Origin of the sequence: Dactylosporangium sp. CA-092794 (genome assembly GCF_050948465.1) — a bacterium.
Classification (GTDB): domain Bacteria; phylum Actinomycetota; class Actinomycetes; order Mycobacteriales; family Micromonosporaceae; genus Dactylosporangium.
The window spans coordinates 3,268,186-3,280,236 of the sequence record NZ_CP192044.1 but is presented as its reverse complement, the minus strand read 5'-3'; the positions used below and the strand labels follow the sequence as shown (position 1 = coordinate 3,280,236).

Genomic DNA, 12,051 nt, shown 5'->3' with positions numbered 1-12,051 from the left:
CCTTCGCGATCGGTGCGCTACTTGCCGGCGGGCGTGATGACGATGTGGCCGTCCTTGTCCGCCACGGCCTTCTGGTCGGGGCCGATCACGACGGTCGTGCCGGGGAACTCGGCGATGGCCGGGCCGGCGATCGGGATGCCGGCCGGTAGCCGGTCGCCGGCGTAGACGGTGGTGGTCAGCGGCGTGCCGGCGAACACCACCCGGCGGCTGCCGATCGGGGCCGGCACATCGGCCGTCGCGGCGAGCGTGGTGCGGCCCGCGTTGGTCGCGTCGGCGAGCTGCGACGGGATGCGCCCCTCGAGCCGGAACGTGTTGATCTCGATGCCGGCCTCGGGCAGGCTCGTGCCGGGTCCGTAGATGCGCTCGTAGGTGTGCCGGAAGTCGGCCACCAGCCGGTCGGCGTCCGCGGCGGTCAGGGGGTGGCCGGGGACGGCGATCGGCAGCTCGTGCGCCTGGCGGTTGAAGCGGAAGTACAGGGTGCGGTTGAGCCGCAGCTGCGGATGGTCGCGCATCGCGGCCCGGCACTGCCGCTCGAGCTCCGCGAACTTCCGGTTGACCCGGTCGAGGTCCAAATGCTGCGACGGGCGGGTGCCGCCGGGCGGGGTGCGCTGCGGGTCGCTGCCCTGAAACGAGCGGTACCGGTCGGAGGATACCGCGCCGAAGGCGGAGTGCGTGGTGCCCGTGTACGGCACCACGATCGTATCGATGCCGGCCTCCTCGGCGAACGCGTAGGCGTGCGTCGGGCCGGCACCGCCGTAGGCGAAGACGACGAAGTCGCGGGGGTCGTAGCCCTGCTGGACGGTGACCGTGCGCAGCAGGTCGGCCATCTGGTTGTCGGCGACGCGGCGGATGCCCACCGCCGCCTCGACGACGCTGAGCCCGAGCGGCTCGGCGACGTGCCGGCGGACCGCCTCCTCGGCCAACTCGCGGTGCAGCTTGAAGCGGCCGCCGAGGAAGAAGTCCGGGTCGATGATGCCGAGCACCACGTCGGCGTCGGTCACCGTCGGGCGTTCGCCGCCGTTGCCGTAGCACGCCGGGCCGGGCACCGCTCCGGCGCTCTGCGGGCCGACGACGAGGATGCCGCCCTCGTCGACCCGGGCGATGCTGCCGCCGCCGGAGCCGATCGCGGTCACCTGGACCCTCGGCGTGGCGAGGTGGTAGCGGTCGGCGATGCTGCTCGTCGTCACCAGCGGCTCGCCGTCCACGATCAGGCCGGCGTCGAAGCTGGTGCCGCCCATGTCGCTGGTGATGACGTTGGGATAGCCGAGCTTGCGGGCCAGCGCCGCCGAGGCCAGCACGCCGCCGGCCGGCCCGGACATGATCATGGTGACGGCCCGGTCGCCAGCCTCGTCGGCGTCCATCACGCCGCCGGTGGAGTCCAGCACGGTGAAGTCGCCGGTGAAGCCCATGCCCTGCAGGCGCCGTTCCAGCAGCCGGACGTACCGGCTGATGACCGGCCCCAGATAGGAGTTGATCACCGTCGTGGCGGTGCGCTCGTACTCGCCGATGACCGGGGCGATCTCGCTGGAGCGGGTGAGGAAGGCGTCCGGCCACTCCTGCTCGACGAGCCGGGCCGCCTCGCACTCGTGGTCGGGGTTGACGAACGACCACAGAAACGCGATGGCGACCGCCTTCGCCCCGGCGTCGCGCAGCTTCCGCGCCGCCGCCCGGACCTGCTCCGCGTCGAGGCGCACGATCTCGTCGCCCTCGAAGTCGCGGCGTTCGTCGACGCCGATGACCATCGAGCGGTCCACCAGCGGCACCGGGTTGCGCCGGCGGCTGTAGTGCCCGGAGGCCTGCCCGATGCCGGTCCAGGAGCCCATCGAGCGCTGCACGAGCAGCGTGTCCTCCATGCCGCGGGTGGTGATGATGCCGGTCGGCTCGCCCTTGCGCTCGATGAGCGCGTTGGTCGCCGCGGTGGTGCCGTGCGCGAAGTACACCACCCGGGCGGCGAACTCCTCGGGCGTCATCGCGAACTCGGCGGCGGCCAAGGCGAACGCGTCGACCACGCCCTGGCTGCGGTCGGCCGGGGTCGTCGGGGTCTTGAACTGGTGCACGACGTTGCGGTCGTCGATGACGACCATGTCGGTGAAGGTGCCACCGATGTCCGTGCCTACGAAGAAGCGGTCGTGTTTCACGTTGTCTCCAGCGGTTTGCGGGATGTCGCGGCGAGGCGCACGTCGTCGGGGTCGGCGGCGCCCACCGCGACGAGGTCGACGCTGTGGCACCGGCCACAGGCGGGGCAGAAGTACCGACGGAACTCGACCGACTCGTGCACCATGAGGGTCACGGCGACGTCGGGCCCGGCGGCCACGTCGGACGCCGCGTAGAGCCGCCAGTTCTCCCGCGCCGGCGCCAGCACGTGGCCGCAGCCGCAGCGGGTCCACGTGCGGTCCTCGGCGTCGCGGACGACCTCGAGCCGGTCACCGATCGGCCCCACCCGGGTGAGCGGGCCGGCGGCCGGCCCGGCCGGTGCGCGCCGGGCGGTGAGGCCGCGGCGGCGCTCGCGGACGGCCGCCCGGAGCGTCTCGGTGGCGGCCGGGTCGACGTCGCCGGCGGCGTCCAGCGCGACGTGGTAGAGCCGGCGGGCGCCCTCGGCGGTGATCGCGCCGCCGCGCAGGTCGGCCCGCACGTCGGCGACCGGGCGCTCCAGCGGGTCGCCCCAGCCGGCGCCGGACTCGGCCGTCACGACGAGCACGTCGTTGGTGGACAGTGCTCCGCGCAGCTCGGCGGCCGGCACGCGCTGCCCGGCCAGTTCGCCGATACCCGGTATGTGCCCGGCGGCGAGGGACGCGCGCGCGTCGGTGCCCCGCACGACGGTCTGTGCCGGCTGCGCGCCGGGCAGCCCGCCGAAGGCGCCGTGGTTGTCCGGCACCTGGAAGACCTGCGTGCCCAGCGGCAGCAGGGAGCGGACCTTGTGCGGCAGATACATGGCGCCGATGCTCTGGCCGCCGCGGTGCCGGCCGGCGCCGCTGTCGGGCGCGAGGCCGCGCCACAGGTACAGCAGCGGGTAGTCGAACTCCAGCGACTCGACGTTGGAGATGTTCGTGCGCTCGATGTCGTGGTGGCCCTGCACGGCGACGCCGTCGTGGTCGTGGTAGGCCGAGCCACCGGAGGCGAGATTGTCGAGGGTGAAGCCGATGACGTGCCGGTCGTCGTGCTTCACCCCGAGGAACGCCCACATGCTGGGCCGCCCGCCCGGGCTGGCCTCCGCCTCCCCCAGGTATTCGTCGCTGCACGCCAGCAGCTTCGACAGCGCGGCGATCGTCGCGATCTGCACCTCGTAGGCGGCGCCGGCGATGTTCGCGCTAACGGCGGCGGGCTTGCGGGCGTTGCAGACGCGGCCCTCGGGGCAGATGACCTCCAGCGGCGCGTAGAGCCCGGCGTTCCACGGGATGTCGTAGGCGACGGTCGGCAGCAGCGCCGCCGAGATGCCCGCCATGAGCCCGGCCCACGTGCAGTTCTTCGCGTCCGGCTGCTGGTCGGTCGAGCCGGAGAAGTCCAGGATCATCCGGTCGCCGGTCTTGGTGAGCGTCACCGCGACGCGGGGTACCTCGGCCCGGGCGGCGTCGACCTCCAGGTAGCCGACGCCCTCGACGGTGACGTCGGGCAGCTCGAGCAGCCGGCGGCGCATGCGCTCCTCGGAGAGCCCGATGAGCGCGGCCATGACCTTGCGCAGCTCGTCGACGCCGTAGCGCCGCACGAGCTTGCCGATGCCCTCGCCCGCGGCGTGGTTGGCCGCCATCAGGCCCTTCAGGTCGAGCGCCATCGCGGCGGCGGCCCGGCTGTGCGAGAGGATCAGGTTCCACACGTCGTCGCGGATCCGGCCGCCGTCGACGAGCTTGACGGGCGGCAGCAGCAGCCCCTCCTGGTAGGTCTCGCTCGCGTCCAGGCCGATGCCGCCCTGCCGCATGCCGCCGATGTCGGGCATGTGCATGAGCCCGCCGGACCAGAAGATCAGCTCGCCGCCGGCGAAGATCGGCGCCACGATGGCCATGTCGGGGCCGTGCACCGCGCCCTTCCACGGGTTGTTGACGACAAACATGTCGCCCTGGTTGATGCCGGGGTTCTCGGCGCAGTCGGCCATCACGTGCCGGACCATCGAGCCCATCGACGAGGCGTGGAACAGGATGGTGCGGCCCATGACCGCGATCGCGCCGTCCGGCAGGTAGATGCCGACGTTGAAGTCCGACATCTCCGTGACGTTCTTCGAGCCGGAGATGGCCGAGAGCCGGGCGGACTGCTCGTCGACGATGCCGAGCAGGCGGTGCCGGATCACCTCGAAGGTGACCGGGTCGACATCGGCGGTCGGTGCGGTGGTTGGGGATGTCATCGGTTTCCCTTCCTTGGCGTCAGCCGTCGATGCCGGTCCGGAGCAGGTAGTCCCAGCCACCGCGGATCGACTGCGGGGTCCAAACCTCGGCGCGCTTCGCGAGCGTGGCCTCGCGTCCGCCCCAGCGGGTCAGCGCGCCGGCGGCCATCGCGGTCAGCTGCGTGCGGCACGCCTGGTCGAGCAGGACCGCGGTCATGACGGCGGTGGGCAGGTCCGAGCCGGTCGTGACGAGCCCGTGCTGCGGGATGAGGCACGCCGGCGCCCCGGCGATGGTGTCGGCGAGCGCGCGGCCGAGGCTCGCGTCGCGGATCAGCCCGCCGGTCAGCGTGAACCGCGGCGGGTCCGGATACCCGAACAGGCATCCGGCGTGGTCGAGCGGGCGCAGCGGCACGTCGAGGGCGCAGATGGCGTTGGCGGCCGCGGAATGGGTGTGCACGACCGCACCGACGCTCTGGTCGCGCCGCATGAGCTCGGTGTGGATCGGATACTCGATATGCCGGCTCCCCCGCCCGCCGAGTATCGCGCCGTCCGGTGCGACGAGCACGACCCGCGCCTGGTCGATCTCCTCGAATCCCCAGCCGGAGCTCTTCATCCAGGCGCCGCGGCCGCGCGGATCCCGGACGCTGCAGTGACCCCAGATCATGTCCGTCTGGCCGGCCGCCGCGAGGGCGTGGGACCCCTGGACGACCAGGTCGATCGCGTCGTCGTCATCGGCGGGCCGCAGGTGGTCGTTCATGTACCGCCTCCTCGCGGATCGGATCGGCCGCCCGCACCGCCAACGGAATGTTTCGGCGACGTGACGAACCAGATCCGATACGGAGGTTGCCAGCCCGCGCCGGACAAAAACAGTCGGCGCTCATCACAAAATGAAAGGCCCGCCATTGTGGCGTCGACACAAAAGCTTCATCCGTGTACGAGATATTCGCTCGACCACGATTGACACGGGGATTTCGCGGACCTACGGTCGGAAATCGTCCGTACACGAATAATGGATTCTCATGCCCTTTCGGGAGGGGTTCCCGGTGCCGACGAAACGCTTTTCCGCGGACGAACCCGAGCTCGACACGCTCTACGCCGAACTCGCCGAGAACGATTTGCAGCCGCTGTGGATGCTGCGCGGTCTGCTGACCGCGGAGCCCGTGGTCGCGACCCGGCCGCACGTGTGGCCCGCCGCCACGCTCACCCGCCTCGCCCGGCGCAGCGGAACGCTGGTCGGCATCGACCGCGGCGGCGACCGCCGGGTGCTCGCCTGCGCGAACCCGGGCCTGGGCGGCGCGCCCTACGCATCGTCGACGATGTGGGCGGCGGTGCAGTACCTGGGCCCCGGCGAGCTCGCGCCGGCGCACCGGCACACGCCGGCGGCGCTGCGCTTCGTGCTCAGCGGCTCGGGCGTGTTCACCCTCGTCGACGGCGACCCGCTGTACATGTCGCGCGGCGACCTGGTGCTCACCCCGAGCATGACGTTCCACGAGCACCACAACCCCGGCGACGAGCCGATGACCTGGATGGACGTGCTCGACCTGCCGGTCGTCGCGGGCCTCGACGCGGTGTTCTTCGAGGAGGGCCCGAGCGAGACGGTCGAGGCCCGCACGGACCCGCGGTCGCGCTCGGAGGTGCTCTACGGCGGCGGGCCCGGCCTGGTCGCGCGGCGCCCCGGCGAGGCGGTGGCCGAGCGGCGGTACTCGCGGCTGCTGGCCTACCGCTGGGCGGACACCGACCGCGCGCTGGAGGCGCTGCTCGACGGCGAGCGGATCTCGTCGGGCACGGTCCGCTACGTCGACCCGGTCAGCGGCAAGGACGTCATGCCGACGCTACGCTGCGAGATGACCCGGGTGCGGCCGGGCGCGCGGACCGCACCCGGCCGGCAGACCGGCTCGCGGGTCGGCACCGTGCTCAACGGCGACGGCGTCGTGCACATCGGCGACGAGACCTTCGAGGTGGGTCCCGGTGACATCTTCGTCGTGCCGTCCTGGGCCGAGTTCTGCCTGACCGCCGGCGCGCAGCTCGACGCGTTCACTACCTCCGACGCGCCGGTGCTCGACGCGCTCGGGCTGTATCGGGAGCGCGCCGCGTGAGCGGCCGGGACAGGCGGCCCGCGCTGAGCACGCTGGTCGTCGGCGGGGGCATCGGCGGCCTCGCCGCGGCCCTCGCGCTGGCCCAGCGGGGGCGCGCGGTCCACCTACTGGAGCGGGCGCCCGGCTTCGGCGAGCTCGGCGCGGGACTGCAGGTCGGCCCCAACGCGGTTCGCATGCTCGACCGGCTGGGCGTGCTCGATCGGGCGCTGGCCGGCGCCGTGCGCCCGAGCCGGGCCGTCGTCATGGACGCGCTGACCGGCCGGCCGCTGACCGCCCTCGACCTCGGGCCGCGCTTCCGCGAGCGCTACGGCTACCCGTATGTCGTGCTGCACCGCGGCGACCTGCTGGCCGTGCTGCTCGACGCCTGCCGCGCGCTGCCGCTCGTCACGCTGGAGAACGACAAGACGGTCACCGAGGTCCGGGCCGACGCCGACGAGGCCGGGGTCCGCTGCGCCGACGGTTCGCAATACCGCGCGGAGCTGCTCGTCGGCGCCGACGGGCTCAACTCCCGCGTGCGGACCCTGATCGACGACTCACCCGCCCGCAACAGCGGCTACGTCGCCTACCGCGGCACGCTGCCGATGCGCGAGGCCCCGCCCGACGCCGGACGCGACGAGGTGCGGCTGTGGATCGGCCCGGCGATGCACCTCATGCAGTATCCGGTCCGCGACCACGAGGTCTACAACCAGGTCGCGGTGTTCCGCAGCGAGCGGTTCCGGCTGCGCCTCGAGCCCTATGGGACCGTCGAGGAGCTCGAGTCCCGCTTCGCCGGCGCGTGCGAGACCGTGCGGGGGCACGTGTCGCTGATCTCGACCGAGCGCAACTGGCCGGTCTTCGATCGCGACCCGCTCGCCACCTGGATCCACGGCCGGGCCGTGCTGCTCGGCGACGCCGCCCACCCGATGCTGCAGTACCTGGGGCAGGGCGCCTGCCAGGCCCTGGAGGACGCCGTCGCGCTGGCCGACGCCGTCGCCGGGCGCGCCGATCTGGCCGCGGCCCTCGCCGACTACGAGCGGCGGCGGATCGGCAGGGCCTCGCGCTGCCAGCTCAGCGCCCGCCCGTGGGGCGAGGTGTGGCACACCGACGACGAGGCGATGCTGGGCCTGCGCCGCCGGGTCTTCGCCGGCCGCCGCGCCGACGACTACTCCGAGCTCGACTGGCTCTATCTCGACGACGACACGCTTCGACCGGCAACCGGAGGAATCCGATGAGGCTCGTGACGTACCGGCACGAACACGCCTTCCGCGTGGGCGCTGTGCTCGGCCTGGACACCACCGACCCCGCCGTCCACGACGTGCTGCTCGACGGCCGGCCGTGGCTCGGCGGCCCCCGCGAGCTCATCGCCGCCTCCGGCGGTCAGCCGGCCCGGATCGGGGTGGGCCCGGCCGGCGTCGCGCTCGCCGGGATCGAGGTCGCCCCCGCGGTGCCGAACCCTTCCAAGATCGTCGCGGCGCCGGTCAACTACGTCGACCACCAGGCCGAGATGAACGAGTCGAGTCACATCGCCGGGCTCGGCGTGTTCCTCAAGGCGCCGACGGCGGGGTGGTGCGGCTGCCTTACGACGACCGGCGCTTCGACCAGGAGGGCGAGCTGGCGCTCGTCATCGGCCGGGAGGCCCGGCACGTGACGGCCGAGGCTGCGCTGTCCCACGTGTTCGCCTACACCTGCCTGCTGGACATCACGATGCGCGGCGGCGAGGACCGCTCCACCCGCAAGTCGTTCGACACGTTCACGCCGATCGGGCCGTGGCTCGTCACGCCCGACGAGGTCGGCGAGCTCGGTGCGCTGCGCCTGGAGTGCGGCGTGAATGGGGTACCGCGGCAGGACGCGTCGATCGCCGAGCTCATCTGGGGCGTGCCCAAGCTGATCGCCTACGTCTCCTCCGTCATGACGCTGCTGCCGGGCGATGTCATCACCACCGGTACACCCGCCGGGGTCGGCACGATCAACGACGGTGACACCATCGCGGTGACCATCAGCCGCGTCGGCACCCTCGCCGTGTCCGTCAGCGACGCCGGCGCGCGGCACTGCCCCACCCTGGGGGCCAAGCGGGGACCGGTGCCGCCGGCCGGGGTCCGCCCTGTCCGGCCGCGCTGAGCCGCGCCGGTGCCCCTTCCGCCGGGGGTAGGCTGGCCCGCGATGGCTGCCCAGCACCCGGTCGGCGACCTGCTCCGCCGCGCCCAGCGGGTCCACACCGCACGCTGGACCCGCGAGTTCTGCGGAGAGCTCACCGGCCCGCAGTATGCGGTCCTGAGCGTGCTGACCGGCACCCCGCGGCTCGGCCAGCGGGCCGCCGGCGAGCTGGCCTCGCTCGACCGGTCCAGCGCCGCCGACGTGATGGCCCGCCTGCAGCGCAACGGCTGGGTCAGCCGGACCCGCGATGACGCCGACGGCCGGCAGATCCGGCTGGCGTTGACCGCGGCCGCGCGGGCGGCGCTGCCGGGCGTGACCGCGCGGGTCCGGCTCGTGCAGGAGGCCCTGCTCGACCCACTCCCGCCGCGCGCCCGCGGGCCGTTCCTGGCCGCGCTGGCGGCCGTCGCCTACGCCGGCGATCCCCCGCCCCCGTCCGATTCCGGAGCGACCGGCGCGGCCGGCGCCGCACTCGCGCTGCCGCTGCCCGCCGCGCCCGGCCATCTGATCCGCCGGGCCGAGCAGCTGCACCGCGCGCACTGGAACGCCCGCGTCGGCACCGTGCTCACGCCGGCGCAGTACCGGCTGCTGGACTGCCTGTCGCGGCATCCCGAGATGGACCAGAGCACGGCCGGCGAGGCATGCTCGCTGGACAGGGCCACCACCGTCGAGATCGTGGCCCGGCTCGCCCGGCGCGACCTGATCGTCGTCGAGCGCGACCCGGCCGACCGGCGCCGGAGGCTGCCCGGGCCGACGGATCGGGCCAGGGAGCTGCTCGCGAGCGTGACCCCGGCGGCCGAGCGGCTGGAGCAGGACCTGCTGCGGCCGCTCGGCCTCGCCGCGGCCGGCGCGTTCGTGGCCGCCCTACGTCGCCTCGTCGACGCCACGGCGGCTCACGCGGCGCAGTAGCTGAGGGCGGCCGGCCCGGCCGGCCGGACCTGCGTGTACCGGCCGCGGTGGTAGAGCAGCGGGCGGCGGTCGGCGGCGCAGTGCAGCGCCCGCACGCGGCCGACGACGATGGTGTGGTCGCCGCCGTCGTATTCGGCGTGCAGCTCGCAGTCGACCCACGCCACGACCCCGTCAAGCACCGGGGAACCCGAGGGCGCGGGGGTCCAGGCCAGACCGCGGTACTTGTCGGCGCCGGAACGCGCGAACGCGCGGCTCAGCGCCTCCTGGTCCTCGGCCAGGATGTTGACGCAGAAGCGCCCGATCGCGCGGATGCGCGGCCACGTCGTCGAGGTGCGCGCGGGGCTGAGGCTCACCAGCGCCGGCCTCAGCGACAGCGACGCGAACGACTGGCAGGTGAAGCCGAGCGGGCCGGCGGCGGCGGCGGTGACGAGCACGACGCCCGTCACGAAGTGTCCGAGGACGGCGCGGACGCGGGCCTCGTCGAACGGTGCGATGTCTTCCATCTCTGTCCCTTCCCCGTCGGTGTGATCGAGGCGGCCGGGCCGAGTCCGGCGGGGGCGGACCCTGCCCGGGGAGGTTGAGCTCAGCGGAACGCCGGCATGACCTTCTTGGCGTAGGTCTCGAGCTGGTAGCGCTGCACGCCGTCCCAGTCGTCGAAGGGCATCGACTGGCCCCACGACTCCCAGATCAGCCAGTCGAGCTTGCCGTCGCCGTAGAGCGTCGCCATACCGGTGAGCTGCTCGCTGACCTGCTCGGGGGTGCCGCAGAGCAGCTGGCCCGCGTCGAACATGCGCTGCGTGAGGCCGCGCGCGTCGGCGAACTCCAGCGGGCGCTGGGGCGGGTCGGAGTCGATCCGGTAGCCCTCGTTGAACCAGAACTTCCCCAGGATGTTCTGGTACCAGAAGCCGGCGGTGTGCACGGCGAAGTCGAATGCCTCCTCGAAGGTGTCGCCGAGGGCGATCTTCGCGACGATGCCGAACTTGTCGCCCAGCTCCACCTCCTGGCCGGCCTCGCGGGCGGCGTCGCGGTAGGTCCGGGCGACCTGGCGGATGCGGTCCCGGCCGCTGGCGGAGACGAACAGGGTGCGGCCGTTTCGGCCGGCGTCGAGAATCGTCTGCTCCGTGCGGGTGCTGGGGATGAAGATCTCCGGCCGGTTCAGCGGCTTCGGCGTGACGCCGATGCGGTGGATCGTGCCGTGCTCGTCGACGTCACCGGGCACGCCGAACTCGCGGGTCCAGTCGGCCAGCGGCCAGTCGGGGATGCCGGTGGCCGGGAACGGCGCCTGGTAGTTCGGCCCGTTGTGGCTGAACGAGTCCTGGGTCCACGCCTTCTCGATGATCTCGAGGAACTCGTCGAACTTCTGGCGGTTGGCCGCCTCCGACTCGGGGTGGTGCGCCACGGCGTGCTCCGTCTGCCCGAGGGTCTGCACCCACCGGGTCTGGAAGCCGCGCGCGAAGGCGACGCCGAGCCGGCCGGGGAACATGTGGCTGAAGAGGGCCAGGTCCTCCGCGACGCGGATCGGGTCGTGCGTGTTGAGCACCACCGACATCGGCACGAAGGTGAGGTTCTGGGTCAGCGTGGCGAGCTTGGCGTAGAGCAGCAGATTGTTCGGGATCGAGTCGCCGCCCTCGTACTGGAAGTGGTGCTCCGTGCTGCCGAAGGCGTCGATGCCCAGCTCGTCGGCCCAGAGCACGATCTTCTGGTAGCCCTGCAGCATGCGCTGGAACGCCTCGTTGTCGCGCGAGACGGGTCGCTTGGCGCGGCGCTCCTCCAGAGTCACCGGGATCGCCGAGCTGGTCATGAACATCGTTTTCATGGGGACTCCTTGCTTCTCAACGGGCTGCGCTGCCCGGAGCGCTACTTCACTATAACGCTCAAAAGTTTAGCGCTAAAAGATTGTCCGAAAAGGAGGCGGACGCCACACCGGCGGCGCTAGAAGGTCCGCGCGACGCCCGGCTCGAGCACCTCGACCCGGGTGCCGGCCGGCGCCACGGCCCGCAGGAGCTGGTGGTGCAGCTGCTGATGCGCGGCGGCCAGGCCGGCCTGGTGGATCGGCACGACCACCTCGGCCTCGGCCCGCAGCATGTACTCGATGGCCTCGGCCAGCTTCATCCACGGACCGCCGACGGGCAGCAGCAACACCCGCACCCGCCCGGACGGCAGGTCCAGCGAGTCGCCGGGGTGGAAGACCAGGTCGTCGAGCCGGTAGCCGTTGTTGGTGACGTTAGGCAGCGACGGATGCACCACGGCGTGCGGGCCGCCGACGACCGCCACAGCGGTGTCGCCCACGGCCACGATGTCGCCGTCGGCGACGACCTGCGCGGCCAGGGCCAGGTCGGCCATCCCGTCCTGCTTCGCGGTGTCGGCGTCGACCAGCAGGCGGGCGCCGGCGTTGGCCGCCATCAGCGCTGGAAGCCGCAGCAGGTCCGCATGGTCGGCGTGCGCGTGCGTGACGAGGACGGCGTCGAGGCCCGTGAGCCCCTCGAAGCCGGTCGAGTACAGGCCCGGATCGATGAGGATTCGCTCGCCGGAGTCCCCGTGGCCCAGCTCCAGCAGGACGCAGGCGTGGCCGAGGTGAGTGACACTGATCATGGATTAACCCTT

The 12,051-nt window shown here is 72.8% G+C and carries 11 protein-coding genes; 5 read left to right on the top strand and 6 right to left on the bottom strand.

The features are described from left to right. Nucleotides 1–17 precede the first annotated feature (17 nt). The 3 genes from ACQPXD_RS14245 to ACQPXD_RS14235 are packed head-to-tail and all read right to left on the bottom strand — an operon-like array spanning nucleotide 18 to nucleotide 5,069. Entirely contained in the window at nucleotides 18–2,138 is a 2,121-nt protein-coding gene (locus tag ACQPXD_RS14245; protein WP_432838501.1) for a hydantoinase/oxoprolinase family protein, read from the bottom strand. Then, on the bottom strand, nucleotides 2,135–4,333 hold the full coding sequence (locus tag ACQPXD_RS14240; RefSeq protein WP_432838499.1) for a hydantoinase B/oxoprolinase family protein: 2,199 nt from the start codon (nucleotides 4,331–4,333) through the stop codon (nucleotides 2,135–2,137). Before ACQPXD_RS14240 ends, ACQPXD_RS14245 begins: the two co-directional genes overlap by 4 nt. A gap of 19 nt (nucleotides 4,334–4,352) precedes the next feature. Continuing rightward, on the bottom strand, nucleotides 4,353–5,069 hold the full coding sequence (locus ACQPXD_RS14235; RefSeq protein WP_432838497.1) for a class II aldolase/adducin family protein: 717 nt from the start codon (nucleotides 5,067–5,069) through the stop codon (nucleotides 4,353–4,355). A 262-nt stretch (nucleotides 5,070–5,331) separates the two neighbouring features. Here ACQPXD_RS14235 and ACQPXD_RS14230 point away from each other — a divergent pair, with 262 nt between their 5' ends. Genes ACQPXD_RS14230 through ACQPXD_RS14210 form a run of 5 tightly spaced genes read left to right on the top strand, consistent with a single transcriptional unit; the run spans nucleotide 5,332 to nucleotide 9,447 of the window. Then, nucleotides 5,332–6,408 carry a cupin domain-containing protein gene (locus ACQPXD_RS14230; RefSeq protein WP_432838495.1) on the top strand — a complete coding sequence of 359 codons (1,077 nt, stop codon included), beginning with the start codon at nucleotides 5,332–5,334 and terminating at the stop codon, nucleotides 6,406–6,408. After that, on the top strand, nucleotides 6,405–7,619 hold the full coding sequence (locus ACQPXD_RS14225; RefSeq protein ID WP_432838493.1) for an FAD-dependent monooxygenase: 1,215 nt from the start codon (nucleotides 6,405–6,407) through the stop codon (nucleotides 7,617–7,619). Before ACQPXD_RS14230 ends, ACQPXD_RS14225 begins: the two co-directional genes overlap by 4 nt. Beyond that, nucleotides 7,616–8,035, top strand: coding sequence for a hypothetical protein (locus ACQPXD_RS14220; protein WP_432838491.1), 420 nt, complete (start codon nucleotides 7,616–7,618; stop codon nucleotides 8,033–8,035). Before ACQPXD_RS14225 ends, ACQPXD_RS14220 begins: the two co-directional genes overlap by 4 nt. Beyond that, complete coding sequence (locus ACQPXD_RS14215) at nucleotides 7,951–8,505, top strand: fumarylacetoacetate hydrolase family protein (protein WP_432838489.1); 555 nt, start codon at nucleotides 7,951–7,953, stop codon at nucleotides 8,503–8,505. Before ACQPXD_RS14220 ends, ACQPXD_RS14215 begins: the two co-directional genes overlap by 85 nt. Before the next feature lie 42 nt (nucleotides 8,506–8,547). Then, nucleotides 8,548–9,447 (top strand): MarR family transcriptional regulator, encoded by a 900-nt coding sequence (locus tag ACQPXD_RS14210; protein WP_432838487.1) that lies wholly within the window; start codon nucleotides 8,548–8,550, stop codon nucleotides 9,445–9,447. Here the strand turns inward: ACQPXD_RS14210 and ACQPXD_RS14205 are convergent. The 3 genes from ACQPXD_RS14205 to ACQPXD_RS14195 form a co-directional block, all read right to left on the bottom strand. Then, on the bottom strand, nucleotides 9,432–9,950 hold the full coding sequence (locus tag ACQPXD_RS14205; RefSeq protein ID WP_432838485.1) for a flavin reductase family protein: 519 nt from the start codon (nucleotides 9,948–9,950) through the stop codon (nucleotides 9,432–9,434). The genes ACQPXD_RS14210 and ACQPXD_RS14205 overlap by 16 nt on opposite strands. An 80-nt stretch (nucleotides 9,951–10,030) precedes the next feature. Next, on the bottom strand, nucleotides 10,031–11,263 hold the full coding sequence (locus ACQPXD_RS14200) for an LLM class flavin-dependent oxidoreductase (protein WP_432838483.1): 1,233 nt from the start codon (nucleotides 11,261–11,263) through the stop codon (nucleotides 10,031–10,033). A gap of 116 nt (nucleotides 11,264–11,379) precedes the next feature. Beyond that, nucleotides 11,380–12,039 (bottom strand): MBL fold metallo-hydrolase, encoded by a 660-nt coding sequence (locus tag ACQPXD_RS14195; RefSeq protein WP_432838481.1) that lies wholly within the window; start codon nucleotides 12,037–12,039, stop codon nucleotides 11,380–11,382. Nucleotides 12,040–12,051: the final 12 nt, after the last annotated feature.

Excerpts from the sequence above, each read along its gene's own strand:
- ACQPXD_RS14230 (WP_432838495.1), top strand. The coding sequence starts at position 5,332 with ATGCCCTTTCGGGAGGGGTTCCCGGTGCCGACGAAACGCTTTTCCGCG.
- ACQPXD_RS14220 (WP_432838491.1), top strand. The coding sequence starts at position 7,616 with ATGAGGCTCGTGACGTACCGGCACGAACACGCCTTCCGCGTGGGCGCT.
- ACQPXD_RS14195 (WP_432838481.1), bottom strand. The coding sequence starts at position 12,039 with ATGATCAGTGTCACTCACCTCGGCCACGCCTGCGTCCTGCTGGAGCTG.
- ACQPXD_RS14210 (WP_432838487.1), top strand. The coding sequence starts at position 8,548 with ATGGCTGCCCAGCACCCGGTCGGCGACCTGCTCCGCCGCGCCCAGCGG.
- ACQPXD_RS14235 (WP_432838497.1), bottom strand. The coding sequence starts at position 5,069 with ATGAACGACCACCTGCGGCCCGCCGATGACGACGACGCGATCGACCTG.
- ACQPXD_RS14240 (WP_432838499.1), bottom strand. The coding sequence starts at position 4,333 with ATGACATCCCCAACCACCGCACCGACCGCCGATGTCGACCCGGTCACC.
- ACQPXD_RS14200 (WP_432838483.1), bottom strand. The coding sequence starts at position 11,263 with ATGAAAACGATGTTCATGACCAGCTCGGCGATCCCGGTGACTCTGGAG.
- ACQPXD_RS14205 (WP_432838485.1), bottom strand. The coding sequence starts at position 9,950 with ATGGAAGACATCGCACCGTTCGACGAGGCCCGCGTCCGCGCCGTCCTC.